The 21,978-nt window shown below is 34.0% G+C and carries 23 protein-coding genes; all 23 read left to right on the plus strand.

The features are described 5' to 3' along the window. Positions 1-289 precede the first annotated feature (289 nt). Complete coding sequence (locus H6X70_RS13470) at positions 290-691, plus strand: DUF2059 domain-containing protein (RefSeq protein ID WP_194768210.1); 402 nt, start codon at positions 290-292, stop codon at positions 689-691. Then, on the plus strand, positions 691-2,169 hold the full coding sequence (locus H6X70_RS13475; protein WP_194768211.1) for a DUF5687 family protein: 1,479 nt from the start codon (positions 691-693) through the stop codon (positions 2,167-2,169). Before H6X70_RS13470 ends, H6X70_RS13475 begins: the two co-directional genes overlap by 1 nt. Positions 2,170-2,178: 9 nt before the next feature. After that, positions 2,179-2,886: an ABC transporter ATP-binding protein gene (locus tag H6X70_RS13480; RefSeq protein ID WP_194768212.1), complete on the plus strand. Its 708-nt coding sequence runs from the start codon at positions 2,179-2,181 to the stop codon at positions 2,884-2,886. A gap of 380 nt (positions 2,887-3,266) precedes the next feature. Beyond that, a complete protein-coding gene (locus tag H6X70_RS13485) occupies positions 3,267-5,822 on the plus strand; it encodes a tetratricopeptide repeat protein (protein ID WP_194768213.1) in 2,556 nt (851 codons plus the stop codon). Positions 5,823-5,834: 12 nt separating this feature from the next. Next, positions 5,835-6,254, plus strand: coding sequence for a polymer-forming cytoskeletal protein (locus tag H6X70_RS13490; RefSeq protein WP_194768214.1), 420 nt, complete (start codon positions 5,835-5,837; stop codon positions 6,252-6,254). Continuing rightward, entirely contained in the window at positions 6,211-6,459 is a 249-nt protein-coding gene (locus tag H6X70_RS13495) for an AtpZ/AtpI family protein (RefSeq protein ID WP_194768215.1), read from the plus strand. Before H6X70_RS13490 ends, H6X70_RS13495 begins: the two co-directional genes overlap by 44 nt. Next, the gene (locus tag H6X70_RS13500; protein ID WP_194768216.1) at positions 6,452-6,835 is read left to right on the plus strand and encodes a DUF6168 family protein; all 384 of its coding nucleotides are present in this window, start codon (positions 6,452-6,454) and stop codon (positions 6,833-6,835) included. Before H6X70_RS13495 ends, H6X70_RS13500 begins: the two co-directional genes overlap by 8 nt. 124 nt (positions 6,836-6,959) lie before the next feature. Beyond that, entirely contained in the window at positions 6,960-8,087 is a 1,128-nt protein-coding gene (atpB, locus tag H6X70_RS13505; RefSeq protein ID WP_194768217.1) for a F0F1 ATP synthase subunit A, read from the plus strand. 39 nt (positions 8,088-8,126) lie between these two features. Next, positions 8,127-8,315, plus strand: coding sequence for an ATP synthase F0 subunit C (gene atpE / locus H6X70_RS13510; protein WP_004569351.1), 189 nt, complete (start codon positions 8,127-8,129; stop codon positions 8,313-8,315). Between the two features lie 106 nt (positions 8,316-8,421). Continuing rightward, positions 8,422-8,922: a F0F1 ATP synthase subunit B gene (locus tag H6X70_RS13515; protein WP_194768218.1), complete on the plus strand. Its 501-nt coding sequence runs from the start codon at positions 8,422-8,424 to the stop codon at positions 8,920-8,922. Between the two features lie 7 nt (positions 8,923-8,929). Then, complete coding sequence (atpH, locus tag H6X70_RS13520; RefSeq protein ID WP_194768219.1) at positions 8,930-9,466, plus strand: ATP synthase F1 subunit delta; 537 nt, start codon at positions 8,930-8,932, stop codon at positions 9,464-9,466. 62 nt (positions 9,467-9,528) lie between these two features. Beyond that, positions 9,529-11,109 (plus strand): F0F1 ATP synthase subunit alpha, encoded by a 1,581-nt coding sequence (atpA, locus tag H6X70_RS13525; protein ID WP_194768220.1) that lies wholly within the window; start codon positions 9,529-9,531, stop codon positions 11,107-11,109. A gap of 79 nt (positions 11,110-11,188) precedes the next feature. Next, complete coding sequence (locus H6X70_RS13530) at positions 11,189-11,524, plus strand: four helix bundle protein (protein ID WP_194768221.1); 336 nt, start codon at positions 11,189-11,191, stop codon at positions 11,522-11,524. Positions 11,525-11,630: 106 nt separating this feature from the next. Next, positions 11,631-12,491: an ATP synthase F1 subunit gamma gene (gene atpG / locus H6X70_RS13535; RefSeq protein WP_194768222.1), complete on the plus strand. Its 861-nt coding sequence runs from the start codon at positions 11,631-11,633 to the stop codon at positions 12,489-12,491. Positions 12,492-12,645: 154 nt separating this feature from the next. Further along, on the plus strand, positions 12,646-14,112 hold the full coding sequence (locus tag H6X70_RS13540; protein WP_194768223.1) for a polysaccharide biosynthesis C-terminal domain-containing protein: 1,467 nt from the start codon (positions 12,646-12,648) through the stop codon (positions 14,110-14,112). Next, positions 14,109-14,543, plus strand: a complete 435-nt coding sequence (gene dut, locus H6X70_RS13545) for a dUTP diphosphatase (RefSeq protein WP_194768224.1) — start codon at positions 14,109-14,111, stop codon at positions 14,541-14,543. The genes H6X70_RS13540 and dut overlap by 4 nt, the downstream gene beginning before the upstream one ends. Positions 14,544-14,651: 108 nt before the next feature. After that, complete coding sequence (locus H6X70_RS13550; protein WP_194768225.1) at positions 14,652-15,671, plus strand: sugar phosphate nucleotidyltransferase; 1,020 nt, start codon at positions 14,652-14,654, stop codon at positions 15,669-15,671. Between the two features lie 112 nt (positions 15,672-15,783). Next, a complete protein-coding gene (locus H6X70_RS13555) occupies positions 15,784-16,098 on the plus strand; it encodes an antibiotic biosynthesis monooxygenase family protein (RefSeq protein ID WP_194768226.1) in 315 nt (104 codons plus the stop codon). Positions 16,099-16,162: 64 nt separating this feature from the next. Continuing rightward, positions 16,163-17,524 (plus strand): tetratricopeptide repeat protein, encoded by a 1,362-nt coding sequence (locus H6X70_RS13560; RefSeq protein ID WP_194768227.1) that lies wholly within the window; start codon positions 16,163-16,165, stop codon positions 17,522-17,524. Continuing rightward, positions 17,524-18,291: a DUF4292 domain-containing protein gene (locus H6X70_RS13565; RefSeq protein WP_194768228.1), complete on the plus strand. Its 768-nt coding sequence runs from the start codon at positions 17,524-17,526 to the stop codon at positions 18,289-18,291. Before H6X70_RS13560 ends, H6X70_RS13565 begins: the two co-directional genes overlap by 1 nt. Further along, complete coding sequence (locus H6X70_RS13570; protein ID WP_194768229.1) at positions 18,292-19,521, plus strand: murein hydrolase activator EnvC family protein; 1,230 nt, start codon at positions 18,292-18,294, stop codon at positions 19,519-19,521. A 108-nt stretch (positions 19,522-19,629) separates the two neighbouring features. Then, a complete protein-coding gene (locus H6X70_RS13575) occupies positions 19,630-20,295 on the plus strand; it encodes a peroxiredoxin family protein (RefSeq protein ID WP_194768230.1) in 666 nt (221 codons plus the stop codon). 99 nt (positions 20,296-20,394) lie between these two features. Next, positions 20,395-21,918 carry an energy transducer TonB gene (locus tag H6X70_RS13580; RefSeq protein WP_194768231.1) on the plus strand — a complete coding sequence of 508 codons (1,524 nt, stop codon included), beginning with the start codon at positions 20,395-20,397 and terminating at the stop codon, positions 21,916-21,918. The last annotated feature ends 60 nt before the right edge of the window (positions 21,919-21,978 follow it).

Here is a 21,978-nt window from a genome sequence, read left to right on the forward strand (position 1 = left end):
TAGCTTTTTGAGTTTTGATCAGAAGCGCTATGTTTATTGCCGTCATGTATAATACGAAATGGTTAAATAATATAAAAACAGTACAGGAATCAGTGGGTTACAAATTATAATATCCTTTTTTGGGTACTCATAACTTATGAATTTATAAAATTTTGTTTTTTGTAGTTTTTAAGATTTAATCAAGGAAAAACAAAAACTTCGTTTGAAGCCTATAATTTTATTTTAAAAACTGTAACTTTTGTTGAAATTTAAGCACATATTTAATTAACTAATTAATCCTCTTTTAAAAATGAAAAAAATCGTAGTAGTATGCCTTTTATTGGTTGTTAATGTAGCCCTGGCACAGGATAACACAGCGTTTAAAAACGAAGCCATAGAGTTTATTAAGTTAACAGGAGCAGGTTCGGCTTTTGATGCTGCAATTGCACAATTTGGTAGTACAGTTTCTGATGATAAAAAACAGGCATATACCACCGAAGCTAGCAGCACTTTAGATGGTTTGTATACTAAAATGGCCGATTTATATATGGCCGAATTTACTCAAGATGAGATTAAACAACTTTTAGCATTTTACAAGTCACCCTTAGGAAAAAAGTTAGCCGAAAAGCAATTAGCCCTTACGCAACAAGGCATGATGCTGGGGCAAAATTGGGCAGTGGAAGTGCAAGGTATTGCTAAGAAATATCAATAATGACATCCTTTTTACCTAAATTAGAATGGAAGTCTTTTTTTAGATCGGCAAGTTTTGGTAAAAGTCTTGGGCTAAAAATTTTAATGGGCTTTTTTGCCTTTTATTTTATAGCGATGTTTTTTGGGGCAGGTCTCACTTTGTTTCCTTTCCTTAAAGATAAATTTCCTGCCCAAGATCCTTTGTTTGTTGTTAATGGGTATTTATTCTATTGGTTTTTAGTCGATTTGGTACTTCGTTTTTTCTTTCAGAAGCTGCCTGTTTTGGCTGTAAAACCATTGTTAATTTTACCTGTAAAGCGACGCGATATTGTAAACTATGTTTTAGGGAAGTCGGTGCTTTCTTTTTTTAATTTTTTGCCGCTATTTGCCATTATTCCTTTTAGCATAACTTTAATTTATAAAGGCTACCCAGCAGGTTTGGTATTAACTTGGATGCTCGCTTTTTTTCTGGTAACGCTCATTATTAACTTCTTGAATTTTATTATTGAAAGCTTTTCTTCTGAAAAAGACTTGTCTGTGCTGCCTATAATTATCTTAGCAGGAGGGCTTTATGCTTTAAATGATTTTCAAATTATTTCGTTTTCAACTTTAATAGGTAATGGATTTAATGCTATTTATAATTCCCCTGTTTTTATTATAATTCCAGTATTTATTCTAGTTGGTTTGTACCTTATTAATTTTAAGCTGCTAAAGCAGAAATTATTTTTAGATAGTGGTTTAAAGACTAAAATAAAAGCAGTGCAAACTTCCAATATGGAATGGACTAAAAATTTTGGTGACACCGCTCCGTTTTTACAATTGGATTTAAAACTTATTTGGCGCAACAAAAGATCAAAATCGTCTGTTTATGGTTTAATTATTGGTTTGTTGTATGGTTTGTTTTTTTATACCAACCCAACATACCAAAACTCACCATCGTTTTTTGTTTTTATTGGAGTGTTTTCAACAGGCATATTTTTAATTAATTTCGGACAATTCATTCCGGCGTGGGATAGTGCTTATTATAAGCTTTTAATGAGTCAGAATATAAAATACGAACACTATTTAAAGTCTAAATTCACCTTAATGGCCATAAGTGTAATCCTGCTTTTTATTTTAGGAATTCCCTATGTTTATTTTGGATGGAAAATTCTTGTAGTGCATTTTGCTGCTGCTATTTATAATATTGGTGTGAATTCGCACATCATGCTTTACGGCGGTTCGTTTAATCGAAAAAAAATAGAATTAGACCAAAAAGCAGCCTTTAATTTTCAAGGCACAGGTGCAGTACAATGGATAATTGGTATCCCGTTGTTATTAATCCCCATGCTAATATTTGGCTTATTTAATTTTTTAGTAAGTTTTGAAGTGGCTTGCCTTAGTCTTATTACATTGGGTGTTTTAGGGATTGTTTTTCATCAAAAAATAATGAAGAAAATCACAGCCAAATATTTACAATCAAAATACATAATGATTAATGCTTTCGAGCAAGACAACTAATTTTTAAATATGATTATATCTTCTAATTTATCTAAAAAGTACGGTGGAAAACAAGTTTTAAACATTGAATCTTTAGAAATTCCTAAAGGGCAAAGTTTTGGTTTGGTGGGTAATAATGGCGCAGGAAAAACTACTTTTTTTAGTTTGTTGTTAGATTTAATTCAGCCCACAACAGGTTTTATAAAAAGTAATGACATTCAAGTTAACGAAAGTGAAAATTGGAAACCGTTTACATCGTCATTTATAGATGAAAGTTTTTTAATTGGGTATTTAACTCCTGAAGAGTACTTCTTTTTTATTGGTGAATTACGTGGCCAAAATAAGGCTGATGTAAATACCTTGGTTTTTAAGTTTAAAGATTTTTTTCACGGAGAAATATTGGGTCAGAAAAAATATTTACGCGATTTAAGTAAAGGGAATCAGAAAAAAGTGGGCATTGTAGCCGCTTTAATTGGAAACCCTGAAGTGGTGATTTTAGATGAGCCTTTTGCTAATTTAGACCCCACAACTCAAATTCGATTAAAAGGCATTATAAAAGATTTAGCCGAAAACCAGAATGTTACGGTTTTAATTTCTAGTCATGATTTGCTGCACGTTACCGATGTTTGCGAACGCATTGTGGTGCTAGAAAAAGGTGAAATTATAAAGGATTTGGTTACAAGTGAAGCGACTTTAAAAGAGTTGGAAGCCCATTTCTCTGAAAACGAGGTGTATTAGGGTATTGCGCTGATATGCAGGGTGTTTATGTGTGGGTTTCGTAGATTTCACAGATAAATTTTCGCTCTGTATAATTTGTGTGAATCCGTGAAATCCGTGTCAAAACATTTAGTCTCTGTGTGCCTCTGTGCATTTTCGTGTAAAAAGATTTAACATCGAGATACGCAGCGTTCCGTTGAGAGATACGGAGAAAATCAATTTCATTTTTTATTTATTAAATCCGCGTAACCGCTATTTTTCTGAAAACGTATCACATCCTACTGAAACACCCCAATTTGTGCATTCAATTTATAGGTTAATTGAAAAAGATGCTTATTTTTACCACTATATATAATAATAACAAGCCTTTGCAGTTATTATTTTAGACTAAAACACCAGCATTGAAAACACCTTTTAAAGTCTTACTAACCATAGTCTTTTGTGCCTTGTTCGCATTAAGTTGTTCGAGGAAAAAGGACAAGTTTATAAACAGAAATTTTCACGCGCTAACAGCTGAATATAATACGCTTTATAATGGTTATATTGCTTTAGATGAAGGCAGGAAAAGTTTAAATAATTCCTACTTCGATAATTACTGGGAGGTCTTACCCATAGAGCGCATGCAAATTTCGGAAGACATCTTACTTCCAGGGCAATCCAGAAACGAAAATTTTACAATTGCTGAAGAAAAGGCTGCAAAAGCCATTCAGAAGCATGGTATGAATGTCGAGGGTAAAGAAAGAAATCCGCAAATAGACGAAGCTTATTTGCTTTTAGGAAAGGCGCGTTATTTCGATCAGCGGTTTATTCCTGCTTTAGAAGCCTTCAATTATATTCTTTATAAATACCCTGCAAGCGATAAAATTAATCAAGCTAAAATATGGCGTGAAAAAACCAATATGCGTTTGGATAACAATGAGCTTGCTATCCACAATTTAAAACGTTTGTTGAAACGCGCTTTTATCGACGATCAGGATTTAGCTGATGCTACGTCAATTTTAGCACAAGCTTACATCAACACAAAAGCCATTGATAGTGCTGTAACTCAATTAGAAATTGCTTCAAACTTCACTAAAGATAATGATGAACGCGGCCGATACCGATTTATACAAGGACAATTGTATAACGAATTAGGCTATAAAGACAGTGCAAATAGTGCTTTTAATAAAGTGATCGAACTGAAGAGGAAAACCCCAAGAATCTACATGATTGCGGCACACCTTGAAATCATTAAAAATTTCGATTACCAAAACGGTAATAAAATAGAGATTACCGAATTACTTACCGAGCTTGAAGAAAACAGAGAAAACCGTCCGTATTTAGATAAGATTTACCATCAAATTGCGGTTTATCATTTAACGAATCATTCCGATTCTCTAGCCGTTCGTTATTTTAATAAATCACTGCGCACCAATACCAAAGACAATTATCTTAAAGCCAGAAATTATGAAATTTTAGGCGATATGTATTTTGATAATTCGGTGTATGCAAAAGCAGGTTTATATTATGATAGTACCATGACGAATATGGCATTAAACTCTAAACCATATCGTGTTATGAAACGAAAACGCGATAATTTAGAAGATGTTATTTTTTATGAAGGCATCGCCAAGGTAAACGATAGTGTTTTAAACTTGGTTAATATGCCCGATGTAAGCAGGAAGTTGTATTTTAATGATTACGTTAAAGCATTAAAACTTAAAGCCGAAGAAGCCAATGAAAAAGCTGAAGCTGCAAAACGAAACAATAGTGGCTTGGCTATGGTTAATAATCAAATAGGCGGCCAGGTGCGTACGGGCACTGCAGAGCAGGGAGCTTTATTTTATTTTTACAACCCTACCACGGTGGCTTACGGGAAAAATGAATTTATTAAAATTTGGGGCGATCGCGATTTAGAAGACGATTGGCGATGGGCTACTAAAGGCGTTACAACTGGCGCAAGTTCGAATTTGAATTCGGTTGTTGATACAGCTTCAGATGATGAAAAATTTGATCCAGAATATTATATTTCACAAATTCCTTCCGACGAAAAAGTTATTGATAGTATTTCAAAAGAACGCAATTACGCTTATTATCAATTAGGGCTTATTTATAAAGAGAAATTTAAAGAATACGAATTGGCAAAAAGTAAATTTCAGAATTTATTAGACAGCAATCCTGAAGAGCGTTTGGTGCTGCCTTCAAAATATAATTTATATAAAATTTACGAATTGCTTGGCGAACAAGGGGAGGCAGAAATTGCTAAAAAAGATATTATTTTAAACTATCCAGATTCGCGTTACGCTAACATTCTAGAGCATCCCGAATTGGTTACAGATGAAGATGAAAATAGTCCGCAAAACATTTATGAAGCCCTTTATTTAAAGTATGACAATCAGGAATATGCTGAAGTAATTTCAAAATGTGAAGAAAGTATTAATCGTTTTGATGGAGATGCCATTGTATCAAAATTTGAAATGTTAAAAGCTACAGCCTCCGGACGCTTATACGGGTTTGAAGCTTATAAAAAGGGAATAAATCGTGTTGCAGTTACTTATGCCAACACGGCCGAAGGTAAGCAAGCACGAGATATTGCTAAAAACCTTTTACCTTCTTTAGAAAGCAGTACATTTGTTAGAGCTGCTGATAGTATTTCGGAACATTACAAAGTTGTTTTTCAGTTTAAAGCAGATAAACCTGAAGCCATTTCAACTTTTAAAAAGACTTTAGATGAAGTTTTAAAAAATATAAAATATTACCGTTTAAAATCTTCGGTCGATGTTTATAATCCAGAAACGACCTTTGTGGTGGTTCATGGTTTAAAATCGGAGCAGGTGGCAGAAACTTTCGATCAGATTTTAGAAAAAAAAGACAGAAAAAAAATAAAAACCCCCTACTTTGTAGTGTCTTCTTCAAATTATAAAATCATTCAAATTCATAAAAATTTGGAAGCTTATTTGAATCAAGACACAAAATAAATTTTAACCATTATGTTCTCTGATAATAAAAAAGAAAAAAGCATGGCAGAAGCAGGCTCAAGCCAAAACTTAATAGCACAAGGCACAAAAATTGTTGGCGATTTAACTAGCGAAGGCGATTTTAGAATAGACGGTACCATAGAAGGTAATATAAACACCACGGGAAAAGTGGTTGTTGGAAAAGCAGGATTAATAAAAGGCACCATGCACGGCACCGATGCATATTTTGAAGGTGGTTTTACAGGAAAATTAACCCTTTCCGGAACGTTAACATTAAAAGCTTCAGCGCGTATTGAAGGCGAAGTTATAGCTGGAAAATTAGCGGTAGAACCTGGTGCGACATTTAATGTAACCTGCGCAATGTCAGGTTCGCAAAAAGCAACACAAAATGCCCAACAAAAAGGAAAATCAGAATCAGAGAAAACAGCTTAACAAGTATGTTAGGTTTACTACTATAGCACTTCAAATGGGCTTAACCATTTATCTGGGAAGTGTTTTAGGGGAGTGGGTAGATTCTAAAACAGGAAACACAAACCAATTATATTATAAAATAATAACATTGCTAGCAGTCTTTCTAGCAATGTTTTCTGTTATTAGACAGGTTCTTAATATTACCAATAACGATAATAATGATTAAAAGAATTCTCGTTTTTACATTAAGTATTTTTTTGCTTTTTGCTATTTCATATACATCCCATAGTTATTTTATTACAGAGCCTATGGCTTTTGAATTGTGGCATGTATATTTATATCACGCTTGTGCGGCACTTATAGTATATATTTGTGTAGAAGGTGTTGCAAGTATACTTCCTAATCAAGCCGGTTATGCATATTTGGCGCTTATGCTTTTAAAAATTGGAATTTTTGTTTTTGTTTTTAAAAATTCGGTGCTAGAAAACGACACATTAACTAGAGTAGAACGCATAGCGCTAGTGGTGCCATTATTCCTGTTCTTAATAGCAGAAGCTATTGGCTTAGCCAAATTGTTAAATAACCAAAAATTAGCCGATTAGGTCTTAGATTTGTCAATTATATAGTTGTATAAACACTAATTGAAAAAAAGAGTTTGCCTTTTTAAATTATTGTGTACATTTGCAAAAAATTTTAGAGAGCGTAATTTCATTAGTTTATAAAAATATGATGCTAGTAAAACAAACTACCAAGTTTATTGCAATTTTAGTTTTATTGATGACTTCAGTTTCGAGCTTTGCTAATAGCGGAGAGCATGATAATCAACATCAAGAAGAGGGTGGAAACAAGGTAGATACTCCAGATGAAATTAAAGCATATATTGCGCATCACTTACAAGATTCTCACGATTTTCATTTATATACTAATAACGAAACAGGAGCTAATATTGGTTTTCCGTTACCTGTAATAGTATGGACAAGTGGTGGGTTAAAAGTATTTATGTCTTCAGAATTTCACCACGATGATAATGGTCAAGTTATTGTAAATAAAGATGGTGTTTTATTAACTAAAATTCACAGTAAAATATATGAATTAGAATCAGGGGCTGAAGCCGTTGTTTTTGATGACCATCACCATGCTGAAAACGCACACAAAGTATTAGATTTTTCTATTACTAAAAGTGTATTTGGTATGTTGTTAACTGGTATTTTAATGCTTTTAGGTTTTGTTGCTTTAGCAAAGGGCTACAAAAAAAGTGCGATACCTACTGGGTTTTCTAGAGTATTAGAGCCGTTAGTAATCTATGTGCGTGATGAAATTGCACGTCCGAATATTGGAGAGAAAAAGTACAGAAAATTCATGTCCTTTTTATTAACCGTGTTTTTCTTTATCTGGATATTAAATTTACTAGGATTAACACCACTTGGTTTTAACGTTACTGGGCAAATAGCAGTAACAGCATGTTTAGCTATTTTTACGGTTGTTATTTATATGTTTAGCGGTACTAAAGATTTCTGGGCACACACTTTGTGGATGCCAGGAGTACCAGTTGTACTACGTCCAATATTAGCAGTTATTGAGTTAATTGGTTTTGTGGTTATCAAACCTTTCTCATTATTAATACGTTTGTTTGCCAACATTACAGCTGGTCACTTCGTAGTAATGAGCTTAATAGCTTTAATGATTACAATGAAACAAGCGTTTGGCCCTGTAACATCTACAGGAATGTCGTTAATATTATCATTATTTATTATGGTAATTGAGATTTTAGTAGCGTTTTTACAAGCATTTATTTTCACGATGTTATCATCGTTATTTATAGGTATGGCTGTTGAAGAACATGACCATCATTAATAAGAATTTGTTTAATTAATATTTTAAAAATCAATTAGTATGTACAATTTAATTGGAGCAGGATTAATCGTAATCGGTGGAGGTATCGGTTTAGGTCAAATTGGTGGTAAAGCAATGGAAGGTATTGCTCGTCAACCAGAAGCGGCTGGGAAAATCCAAACTGCGATGATCATCATTGGAGCTTTATTAGAAGGATTAGCATTTGGTGCTTTAATCTTAGGAAAATAATTCCTGCTAGAAACAAAACAAAAACAGCATTCTGTAACGGTTGGTTACAGAAGCTGTTTTTAAATTAAACAAAAAAACAGAAGTAAAACTTTTTATATCGTTACAAATGGATCAGTTGTTAAATGATTTTTCGCCAGGATTGTTTTTTATGCAAGCCATTATCTTATTAATCTTAATTGTATTAATGAGAAAATTTGCTTGGAAACCTATTCTAGACTCTTTGCAGACTAGAGAAGATGGTATTAAAGACGCCTTAGATGCTGCTCAAAACGCAAAATTAGAGTTAGAAAACCTTCAAGCTGATAACGAAAAGTTATTACAAGAAGCAAGATTTGAGCGTGAGACTATGCTGAAAGATGCACGTGATATCAAAACTAAAATGATTGAAGACGCAAAAACTGAAGCTCAAACTCAAGCTAATAATATTATTGAACAAGCTCAAGTAGCTATTGAAGGAGAAAAGAAAGCAGCAATGGTCGAACTTAAAGACCACGTGGCTAAGTTATCTTTAGAGATTGCTGAGAAAATAGTACGTAAAGAGTTAACTAGCAACGACAAGCAATTAGAATTGGTTGAAACCATGCTAACTGAAAAATCATTAAACTAAGTTTATAATGGCGGGAGCAAGAGCAGCAATACGTTATGCGAAAGCAGTATTAAATGTCGCATCTAATCAAAAATTAGCTGAGGTTGTCAATGGCGATATGAAGTTAATTGCTAATACCATTGCAGAAAGTAAAGACTTAGGCGAAATGCTTGAAAGTCCTGTAACACCTTCTTCAGTAAAAAAAGCTGTTTTATTAGAAGTATTTAAATCTTCAAATAAAAACACTTTACAATTAATAGATGTTTTAATGAACAATAACCGAATTAATATTTTAAACGATGTCGCTTTAAAATATAATCAGTTATTCGACGCGTTACAAGGTGTAGAACATGCCACAGTAACAACAGCAGTGCCATTAACTGCAGAATTAAAACAACAAGTTTTATCTAAAGCTAAAACGCTTACAGGTAAAAATGTTGAAGTTAAAAATATTATAGATGAAAGCATTATTGGTGGTTTCATTTTACGTGTAGGCGATGTGCAGTATAATGCAAGTGTTGCCAACCAGCTAAACAATTTAAAAAGAGAATTTTCATTAAATTAAAAAAAGACCTTTCACTATTACGTTTCTAAAGCTTATAGTGTAACGTCTAAATACTAAAAGAGATGGCAGAAGTAAAACCAGCTGAAATATCAGCAATCTTAGAAAAACAACTTTCAGGTTTTGAGGCAGGCGCTTCATTAGATGAAGTAGGAACTGTATTAACCGTAGGAGATGGTATTGTTCGTGCTTACGGATTATCTAACGCACAATATGGTGAGTTAGTAGAATTCGAAGGCGGATTAGAAGGTATTGTACTAAATCTTGAAGAAGATAACGTAGGTATCGTATTATTAGGTGGATCGGTAGGTGTTAAAGAAGGTTCTACTGTAAAACGTACGTCTCGTATTGCTTCAGTTAAAGTAGGTGAAGGTATTGTTGGTCGTGTGGTTGATACTTTAGGAGCTCCAATTGATGGAAAAGGTCCTATTACTGGCGAAACTTACGAAATGCCATTAGAGCGTAAAGCGCCTGGGGTTATTTTCCGTGAGCCTGTTACCGAGCCATTACAAACAGGTATTAAATCTATCGATGCGATGATTCCTGTAGGTCGTGGTCAACGTGAGTTGGTTATTGGTGACCGTCAAACTGGTAAAACAGCCGTTTGTATTGATACCATCTTAAATCAAAAAGAATTTTACGATGCAGGAGAGCCTGTATATTGTATATATGTTGCCGTTGGTCAAAAAGCATCAACCGTAGCTTTAATTGCTAAAACTTTAGAAGAAAGAGGCGCTTTAGCTTACACAACTATAGTTGCTGCAAACGCATCAGATCCTGCTGCAATGCAAGTTTACGCACCTTTCACAGGAGCTTCTATTGGAGAGTATTTTAGAGATACAGGTCGTCCAGCTTTAATTGTTTATGATGATTTATCTAAACAAGCTGTTGCTTACCGTGAGGTGTCTTTATTATTACGTCGTCCACCAGGACGTGAGGCGTATCCAGGTGACGTTTTCTACTTACACTCACGTTTATTAGAGCGTGCTGCAAAAGTTATTAATAATGACGAGATTGCTAAAGAGATGAACGATTTACCAGCGTCATTAAAACCATTAGTAAAAGGTGGTGGATCTTTAACAGCTTTACCAATTATTGAAACACAAGCAGGAGACGTTTCGGCATATATCCCAACAAACGTAATTTCGATTACAGACGGACAAATTTTCTTAGATGGTGATTTGTTTAACTCTGGTGTTCGTCCAGCAATTAACGTAGGTATTTCGGTATCTCGTGTTGGTGGTAACGCTCAAATTAAATCGATGAAAAAAGTATCTGGTACTTTAAAATTAGATCAAGCACAATTCCGTGAGTTAGAAGCTTTCGCGAAGTTTGGATCAGATTTAGATGCTGTTACTTTAAACGTAATCAACAAAGGTAAACGTAACGTTGAAATCTTAAAACAAGCACAAAACGATCCTTTTAAAGTTGAAGAACAAATTGCAATTATTTATGCAGGTTCTAAAAACTTATTAAGAGATGTGCCTGTTGAAAAAGTAAAAGAATTTGAAGGTAACTATTTAGAATTGTTAAGAACAAAGCATAGCGATGTTTTAGCAACTTTAAAAGCTGGAAAATTAACTGATGAAGTTACAGATGCATTAACAGCTGTAGCAAAAGATTTATCAGGACAATATAAAAAATAGTATAAAGTTCAGAGTTTAGAGTTATGAGTTCAAAGATGATTGCTCTTAACTCTAAACTCAATACTTTTTAACTTGAATCATGGGTTTAAACGAAAGTCCAATAAGAATTAAGAGTTTCGTGTTTGCCTGTGAAATAGTAAAATACTGTGACAAATTAAAGTCGCAAAATGATTTTGAGTTAGCCTCTCAATTGTTGAAAAGCGGAACAAGTATTGGAGCCAATACAAGAGAAGCACAACGAGGAGTTAGTACAAAGGATTTTAAAAATAAGTTTGGTATTGCATTAAAAGAAGCTGATGAAACCATGTATTGGTTAGAAATTCTTGAAGCAACTGGCAGAGAAATACCAAATGATATGAAAAATAAATGCGAGGAGTTAATTAGAATTTTGGTAGCAATAATCAAAAACTCATAACTCAGTATAAAAAGAACATGAATTTAGATGATTGTTGAATTATGATATGTAAATGTTGAATTACAAACAACTCATAACTCTTCACTCATAACTCATAACTTGTTTTATGGCAAATTTAAAAGAAATACGTAACAGAATATCATCGGTATCTTCAACCATGCAGATAACCAGTGCCATGAAAATGGTATCGGCTGCAAAGTTAAAGAAAGCCCAAGATGCTATTACGGGCATGCGTCCTTATTCAGATAAACTTACTGAACTTTTACAAAACTTAAGCGCTACTTTAGAAGGTGATTCTAAAAGTAAATATGCTGAAGTTCGTGAGCTAAAGAAAGTGCTTATTGTGCCAATTACTTCTAACAGAGGATTAGCAGGTGCTTTCAACTCTAATATTATCAAAGAGGTTACGCGTTTAACTTCAGAGAAGTATGCGAATAAAGATGTTTCTTATTTAACAATTGGTAAAAAAGCAAACGATGCTTTCAAAAAAACCAATAAAGTTATTGCTAATAAAAGTGATTTATTTGACGATTTAACCTTTGAAAATGTTTCTGAAATCGCCGAGGTTTTAATGCAAAAGTTTATTGATGGTGAGTTTGATAGAATTGAGATTGTTTACAATCAATTTAAAAACGCAGCTACTCAATTTGTAACAACCGAGCAATTTTTACCAATCGTTCCTGTTGAAGGTGGTCAAGCAAGCGATACTTTTTATATTTTTGAACCTTCTCAAGAGGAAATCATTGAGCAATTAATCCCTAAGTCTTTAAAAACTCAGTTATATAAAGGGATTAGAGATTCGTTTGCTAGTGAGCACGGTGCGCGTATGACAGCCATGCACAAAGCAACTGACAACGCTAAAGAGTTAAGAGATCAACTTAAATTGACCTATAACAAAGCACGTCAAGCTGCCATTACTAACGAGATCCTTGAGATTGTTGGTGGTGCCGAAGCGTTGAACAATTAGAATTTTTCTACTGAATTTAGTTTCAGTACTCAAACATACAAAGCCTCACTTTTTAGTGGGGCTTTTTCATTTTCATAGAAATTTATACAACTGTAACAATTCTTTGCTTAACGTTTTGTAATACCGTACTTTTAACACAATTAACAAGACATTCTTGGGCGCACTTAAAAATTTATTCAAACAGACATTCATCTATGGTTTAGCCACGGTTTTACCACGAATGTTAAGCTTTTTATTAGTCCCGCTTTATACCACTAAAGGGATTCTTTCCTCGGTGGCAGAATACGGTGAGATTTCTGTGATTTTCTCATATTTTGTGCTTTTTAATGTGGTTCTAGCCTACGGTATGGAAACTGCGTTTTTTAGGTACTTCAATAAAGAGGACGATACTAAAAAGGTAACAGGTACGGTTACCATTTCATTAATAATATCTTCTTTAAGCTTTTTTACGCTAGCCATACTCTTTCAAAATCAAATCGCCCAACTTATTGAAATTAAAGTAAAATACCTTCAATTGGTGTTTTGGATTTTACTTTTGGATGCCCTAGTGATTATTCCATTTGCCTGGTTACGCGCTAACCAACAGCCCATGCGTTACGCCGCTATTAAGATTTTTAATGTGATTATTAATATCGGATTGAATTTATTCTTTTTATTAGCCTTGAAGAATTTAGTGACTAAAGGCGTTGTTTTTGAAAGTTTGTATATTCAAAATTTCGAAGTGAGTTATATTTTAATCGCAAACCTGGTGGCGAGTGGAGTAACTCTTTTATTAATGCTTCCATTTTATATTCGCGTTACCTATACTTTCGATTTTAGTTTATGGAAAAACATGATGAAGTATGCCATTCCTGTATTAATTGCGGGCGTTGCTTTTTCTGTTAACGAAACTTTCGATAGAATTCTTTTAGACCATCTTTTGCCGGCCGATGTTGCAAAAACACAAATTGGTTTATATTCGGCATGTTATAAGTTGGCCTTGTTTATGACACTTTTTGCAACGGCCTACCGTTTGGGAGTTGAACCTTTTTTCTTCAGCAATGCAAAAACAAAAAACCCTCAAAAAAATTACGCGACTATTTTAGAGTTTTTTGTCGTTTTTGGTTCTGTAATTTTGCTTGGCGCTATTGTGTTTGTCGATGTTTTAAAAATTATAATCGTTAGAGGACAAGGCTACTGGGAAGCCATGTGGATTGTTCCTATCATTCTTATCGCCAATTTTTGTTTGGGCATTTACCACAACCTTTCCGTGTGGTATAAAATCACCGACCGCACTAAATTTGGCGCTTATATTTCAATTTTTGGGGCTTTAGTGACCTTAGGTTTAAATTTTTGGCTCATCCCTATTATTGGGTATCGCGGGTCGGCTATCGCTACTTTAGCAGCGTATGCATCCATGATGTTTTTATCGTATTATTTCGGAAGAAAATATTATCCCATTCCATACAATTTGAAAAAAATTAGCCTTTATATGGGGGCTTCAATAAGTCTTTCCTTGCTTTCTTTTTATCAATTTAGGGGGAATTATGTTATCGGAATTTCGATGTTAATTGTATTTTTGGGAATCGTTTATTTCTCCGAACAAAAAGTGATTAAACAACTATTAAGCAGAAAATCATGAAAATTAAAATCATAAACAAATCCACACACGAGTTGCCTAATTATGAAACTTTGGCTTCTGCAGGTATGGATTTAAGAGCAAATTTATCAGAATCAAGAGTTTTAAAACCTTTAGAACGTAGTATTGTAGGCACAGGATTGTTTATAGAATTGCCAGTTGGTTACGAGGCACAAGTACGCCCTAGAAGCGGTTTGGCTGCCAAAAAAGGCGTAACGGTTTTAAATGCTCCTGGAACGATTGATGCCGATTACAGAGGAGAAATAGGCGTGATTTTAGTCAACCTTTCCAACGAAGATTTTACCATTCAAAACGGCGAGCGTATCGCACAAATAGTGATTGCAAAACATGAACGCGCCGAATGGGAGCTTGTTGAAGAGCTTACTGAAACCGATAGAGGCGAAGGCGGCTTTGGAAGTACTGGAGTGAAGTGATAATAGCCCCTTTAATTCCCCAAAGGGGAAAACTCAGAAGGGGATAAAAAAATAAAAATAATTTAAACATAATAGATTCTCCCCTTTGGGGAGATTAAGAGGGGCAGTATGAAAATAATAGTACCAATGGCGGGACGCGGTTCCCGTTTAAGACCACACAGTTTAACCGTACCAAAACCATTAATTCCAGTTGCTGGACAACCTATTGTGCACCGGTTGGTAAAAGATATCGCTAAAGTTTTAAAACAACCCATAGACGAAATCGCCTTTGTTTTAGGGGATCCCGCTTGGTTTGGCGACGATGTGGTGTCTAGTTTAGAAGATTTAGCTAAAAGTTTAGGAGCCAAAGCTTCCATTTACCGTCAGGACAAACCTTTAGGAACAGGCCACGCTATTATGTGTGCTAAACCATCGCTTTCTGGGCCAGCCGTTATTGCTTATGCCGATACCTTAATTCGTGCGCAATTTGATTTAGATCCTAGTGCCGATAGTGTGATTTGGACCAAGCAAGTGGATAATCCAGAAGCTTATGGTGTTGTGAAATTAAACGCAAACCAAGAGATTGTAGAATTGGTTGAAAAACCAGAAACCTTTGTTAGCGATCAAGCCGTTATTGGCATTTATTATTTTAAAGACGTAGCGGTTTTAAAAGGAAAATTACAAGAAATCCTTGATGAAAACGTTATGAACGGAGGCGAATACCAGATTAACGATGGTATTAAACGTATGATGGCTGAAGGGAAAGTTTTTAAAACAGGAACGGTTGATGAATGGATGGACTGCGGAAACAAAGCCATTACTATTGAAACCAACCAACGCATGTTAGGCTTTTTACAAAATGATGGTGAAGAGCAACTTATTGCAGATTCGGTTACTTTAGAAAACGCTACTATTATCGAACCTTGTTTTATAGGCGAAAATGTTGTGATTAAAAACGCTACTGTTGGTCCGTTTGTATCGATTGGAAACGATAGTGTTATAGAGAATTCAACCGTTAAAAACAGTTTAATTCAAACGCATACAAGTATTAAAAATGCTACTCTAGAGGAGGCTATGGTTGGAAATCATGTAAAATATAACGGGGAATTTAGGAGCATTAGTATCGGTGATTATTCTGTTTTAGACTAATTCCTGCGAAGGCAGGAATCTCATAGAGCTGAGTTGCGAATATCAATTTATCCTAAAAGTCTTGCTGAGCATGTCGAAGCATCATTTTAATATAAATTTTCATTAACGCCATATGTACATTGTTATTTATAGGTTTATAGTCAAACAAAATCTAGATCAGGATTTCATTAAATATTGGAAAGGTCTTACCGATTTAATCTATAAATATGAAGGCAGTCTAGGGTCTAGGCTACATAAGGAGAAACCAAATCATTATATCGCTTATGCCCAATGGCCTAGTAAAACAGTATTTGAAAACTCAGGCGGTAAATTACCAATTGAAGCGAATAGGTACAGAGACGCCATGCGATTAGCTTGTGAGAAGATTGAAATTAGTAACAAACTAGAAGTTATAGAAGATTTACTAACGGATAAAATACATGTTTAAAATATAGCTTAAAGTTACATTGAAACTGATTAGTTTTGTTTTAATTATTGAAGCATCATAAAAAATGAAAAATAAAATCTACATCCTTTGTTTGCTTTTCGGAATGCTATTGTTTCCGCAGGTAAACTATGCTCAGGTTGATTTTAATAAAAAGCCAGATGATGATTTAGGCAATAATGAAGATGAATTTCAAGAACTTTTTTATGAAGCTTTAAAACAAAAAGGTATTGAAAACTACGATAGAGCTGCTGAAACATTTCTAAAATGTATTAAAATAGACAAATCGGTGCCTGTGCTTTATTTCGAATTGGGAAAATGCTACAACCAGCTTAAAAATTTTGGTGCTGCTGAAGATGCTTTTGAAAAGGCTGTTGATAAAGACCCTGAAAACGAATGGTTTTTAGATGAATTATATGGGTTTTACGCCTCACAAAACGAACATGCCAAGGCGATTAAAACCGTAAAGCAGTTGGTAAAATACCATCCGGATTACAAAGAAGATTTAGCTGCATTATATGTGCGCACCGAAAAATACGACGAGGCTTTAGAGATTTTAGATGCTTTAGATGCCGAATTTGGCACGACCATGAGTCGTGATATTATGCGAAATCGTATTTACGAAGCTACCGGGCGTAAAAAGGACCAGATAAAAAACCTTGAGGAACGTGTTGAAAATAACCCCGAAAAGGAATCGAATTATTTGGCTTTAATTTATAGATACAGCGAAAATAACGAAAAGGAAAAGGCTTTTGAAACCGCTAAAGAATTGCTTAAGGCCAATCCGAATTCGCAGTTAGTACATTTGGCTTTGTACAAGTTTTATTTGGATGCCAATGATGCTGAAAACGCTATAAAATCTATGAAAATTGTAGTTTCTAGCAACGAAATAAAACCCGAAGCGAAACTAAAAGTACTTACCGATTTTATAAGTTTTGTAGGTGAGCATCCCGAATATGAAGCCGATTTGGTAGAGGCGACAGCACTAGTTAGCGATGCCAATAATAGCAAAACCGTTATGGAGTTGGGACAGTATTATTTGTCTAAAAACGATAAGGAAAAAGCACTTGCTTATTTTGAAACCGCTTTGCGACTAGAGCCTAATAATTTTAATATGATGCGCAACGTGATGTTGCTTTATGTAGATTTGCAAAAGTTTGAATTGGCAAAAGAAAAAAGTGCCGAAGCTCTAGAAAAATATCCTTCGCAACCTTTGTTTTATCTTATTCATGGCGTATCGTTAAATGCTTTAAATGAGCCAAAACAAGCCTTGGAATCTTTAGAAATGGGATTGGATTTTCTGGTTGAAGACAGCCAAATGGAAGCCGATTTTTATGTTCAAATAAGTAAAGCCTATACCTTGTTAAACAATACAACAAAAGCCAAAACGTTTAGTGATAAAGCCAAACAAATACAATCTTCAAATTAATGCGTAAACACTTATTTTTTAGTTTTAGTTTAGTTTTTTTATGTCTGTTTAATTGTAAATCTTCCAAATCAATTAAATCGGGCGAAGCAAACTATAAATTATCCACAAAGCAATTAATAAAGGAGAACGAAAAACGTGTGGCCGACTTTAAAACGCTGCAATCAAAACTTAAAATAACCTATACTCAAAACGGAAAATCGCAAACCTATTCGGTTAGTTTTCGCGCTAAAAAAGATGAAGTGTTATGGATAAATGCTCCTTTTTCAGTAATTAGAGCCTTAATTACGCCCGAAAAAGTGAGTTTTTACAATAAGTTAGACAATACTTATTTTGATGGCGATTATCAATATTTAAGCGATTTATTGGGTACCCAACTCGATTTTCAAAAAGTGCAAAACATTCTTTTTGGCGAATCTTTATATCCTTTAAAAAGTACTGATTACACCTCGGAAGTTTCAGATGGTTCCTATGTTGTAAGTCCGAAAACGCAGCGCGCCCTTTTTGAAATCTTCTTTTTGTTAAGTCCGAAAAACTTCAAAGTAACCTCGCAGCAAATTTCACAGCCTTCAGAATTCAGACATTTACAAGTGGATTATTTATCGTATCAAACCCTCGAAAATCAGCTTATTCCAGAACGTGTTAAAGTGATTGCTGTAGAAGCCAATGAGGAAACCCTTATCGACTTAGAATTTAAAAGTGTGTCTTTAAATGAAGATTTTAGGTTTCCGTTTAAAATTCCATCAGGATTTAAAAAAATTGAACTTTAAATGAAGCTATCAAATCCCTCATATAAAGCCTTTTTTTTAAGTTTGGCACTTCTTTGTTGCAGCATAAGTTTTGCGCAAAGCAACAAGCAAAAACAGCTTGAATCGCGTCGCCAAGAGCTGCGTCGTGAAATTCAGAAAATAAACGAACTTCGTGTTGAGCACAAGTCCAAAGTACAATCGGAATTGAGCTTAATTGAAGATTTCAATTATAAAATTAACGTGCTGTCTAACTTAATCAAAGTTACCAATCAGCAAGCTAATTTATTGTCGCGTGAAATTAATTCGAATCAGAAAATTATTTCCGATTTGCGAACCGAATTAAAACAACTTAAAGAAGATTATGCAGCGATGATTGTGAAATCGTATAAAAGTAGAAATCAGCAAAGCCGTATTATGTTTTTGTTGTCTTCTGAAGATTTTAAACAAGCCTATAAGCGTATTCAATACATCAAACAATATTCTAACCATCAAAGAAAACAAGGCGAATTAATTAAAGCAAAAACAGCAGAATTACAAGCTACAAACACGCAATTATTAGAGCAACAGGAATTGAAGAAGAAGCTTATTTCCGAAAATAAAATCATTCAATTATCCTTAGAAAAAGAGCGTAAAGACCATCAAGCTTTAATGGAATCTATTAAAAAGAATTTATCGATGTATGCCGCTCAAATTCAGCAAAAACAGCGTGAAGCCGATAAAATAGATAAGGAAATAGACCGCCTTATTAAAGCTGCTATTGCTAAATCGAATGAAAAGGCTGGTAAAAAATCGAGTTCAGAAAGCTTTGCTTTGACGGCAGAAGAAAAGGTGTTGGCCTCCAATTTTATTGCTAATAAAGGGAAATTACCTTGGCCTGTAGAGCGCGGCGTGGTGCGTTTGGGCTATGGTACGCAGCGTCATCCTATCGATAATTCGTTAACCATTAAAAGTAATGGAGTGCGTATTGCAACGGCAAAAGGAGCCAAAGCAAGAGCGGTTTTTGAAGGGGAAGTGAGCGAAATATTAAGAATGAAACACGTGAATCCTATCGTTATGATTCGTCATGGTAACTACTTAACCATTTATAAAAACTTATCGACCGTTTATGTAAAAAAGGGCGATAAAGTAACCACCAAACAAGAGATTGGTGAAATTGCTACTAATTCAAGCAACGGCGAAACTATTTTAAGTTTTATCTTATCGAAAGGCAGAGAAACCGAAAATCCTGCAAGTTGGATTTATAAGATGTGATTTGGTTTTTAGTTGGTTTTTGAACTTGCAGGGATAGTATACTTTGAATGTGGGGATTCGATGTTTGAGATTTAGTTAATAGACCATTTTTATAGAAAAATTAAGGTTATGTCCAACTACAACTACCACAGTTTTAAACCTTCAGATTACGATTTTAAAAACTTTAAAGGGCCAAAAGCTGGCGAAAAATACATCGATTTTAAAGCCACAACCTTAGAAGGAAAACAGGTCGCCTTATCCGATTACTTAAACAAACCTATTGTATTGGATACAGGCAGCATAACCTGCCCCATGTATGCAAACACCCAGAAGGACATGAATGCCTTAAAAGCCGCATATCCCAATTTTCATTTTTTATTGCTTTATGTTCGCGAAGCTCATCCTGGAGCTAAAACCAAGCCTATTAAGACTATGGCAGAGAAATTAATTCATGCAAAATCAACCTGTGAATTATATCCAGAAACTAGAGCTATTTTAGTGGACTCATTAGATGGTCACGCCCATTTACTTTACGGGGGCATGCCCAATATGACTTACGTAATTGGTACCGATGGTATTGTAAAATTTAGAGCCAATTGGACGAATATTGAAGCCTTAAAAAAAGTTTTAAATAACATTAATAAAATAGAACCCAAAGCCTATTATCCCGTTGTAAAACCACCACTAAACATTGCTTTAAGAACCTTATTAATAGGTGGTGTTAGAGCCTTATTTGAGTTTATGGTGAATTTACCAAAGTTATTAAAACAACATAAAGACGCGGGTTCGATGTGATTTGAGTTGAAATCATGAAAGTATAATTAACGCTTTAAAAATAATCAGTAAATTAACATACGTTTACTGATGTAATTATTTTAAGAACTAAACCATTAAATGAAACACTTACTCCTCTTTTGTCTTATCAGTTTTAATGTCTATGCACAATCTACGCAAGAAAAATTTTTCAGAAATAAATATGAAGAATTCGATTATTACGCTAAGCCAAATAAAAACAATAGTCTATCGGAATATTTTAGAAATCATATCAACACAAAATTGCTTGAAGCTGTAAAGTTTCCAGCAAATGATGCCTATAAAAAACGCATATTTTTAACCTTTAAATTTGATTTTAATAATGCAGTTAGAGAAGTAGAAGTGAATTCTCCTTATTCAGAACTGAATGAAGGCATTAAAAAGGCATTTATGAAATATAACATTTCGAATCTTCATATTCCTGAAAAAAATAGTTTGAATATTTATGTATTACAGATTATTTCAAAAGAAGGCGATCATGCCATAATTAATTGTAGCAGTAAAGTTGTTTATGATAGATATCCTGTTTTTGAAGGTTGTGAATCTATACCTACCTACAGCCGAATGAAACGTTGTAATGATAAACAGCTTGAAAGGTATGTTGTTAAGTATATTTCTCCAAAGGAAATTATGGATGCAAAAGTGATTGGAACTTTGAAACTGCAACCCAAATTTTTAGTAGATAAAGCAGGGGATATTAAAAATATAAAATCGAAAGCGCCTACAGAAGGTTTAGCAGCCGAATTAAATCGGGTTTTAGCATTAATGCCTAGAGTGAAATATCCGCCTACACGAAATGGACTTCCAACGAATATGACCTATAACGGAAAAGTTGTTTTGCAAATAGAAGGTGTATCTGATGAATATGAAAAAGAGATTGAAAGCTCAAATGATTCCATTTATAGCCCTAATAGTGATTTAGCACTTCATTTTAAAAAGTTTTTAACTGAGAAAGACCTTAAAAGTGTTGTTTTTTATAAGAATAATAAGGATGTAAGCATTTCTTTTAGCGTTGATAAAAAGGGCAAATTGGTGCATTTTAAAGCAAACTCTAAAGACCAGAATTTTAATGATAAATTAATTAAAATTTTTAAAAAATTTCCCGCTGAAAAATTAAACATTAAGTCAACTAGTGTTTTAGAATTATTTAGGTTTAATGTGATAACAAAAGGCTATACTAAAAATAGTATTGAATGTAATGAAAACCCCATGGTACTTATTAGTCCCATTTTTAGTGAAAAATGTGCAAAATCAAAAAACCCAGCGGAATTACGAAAATGCATGTCTGTCAAAATAAGTAAAATTGTTGAAAAACGGTTTGATACAAGTTTAGCCCAGGAAACTAAGCTCACAGGAAATATAAAGATATATTGTATTTTTAAAGTAGATACTAAAGGCAAGATTGTAGATGTAAGGGTTAGAGCTCCAAATCCCTTTTTAGCAAACGAAGCCGAAGAGATTTTAAACAGTATTCCAAACTTATACAAGCCAGGTTATTTAAACGGAAAACCTGTTACTGTACCTTTTAGTTTACCTATCAATTTTAGCATTAAAAAACCAGAAATTGGTGAGCCTTTTAAAACATCGAATAAAGTGACCAAGTAGAGCTAAAATATTTTTGGAAAATAAAAAATCTATAGATTTTTTTACAAATTTTTATAAAAA

The sequence above is a fragment of the Tamlana sp. I1 genome (genome assembly GCF_015355625.1).
Classification (GTDB): domain Bacteria; phylum Bacteroidota; class Bacteroidia; order Flavobacteriales; family Flavobacteriaceae; genus Pseudotamlana.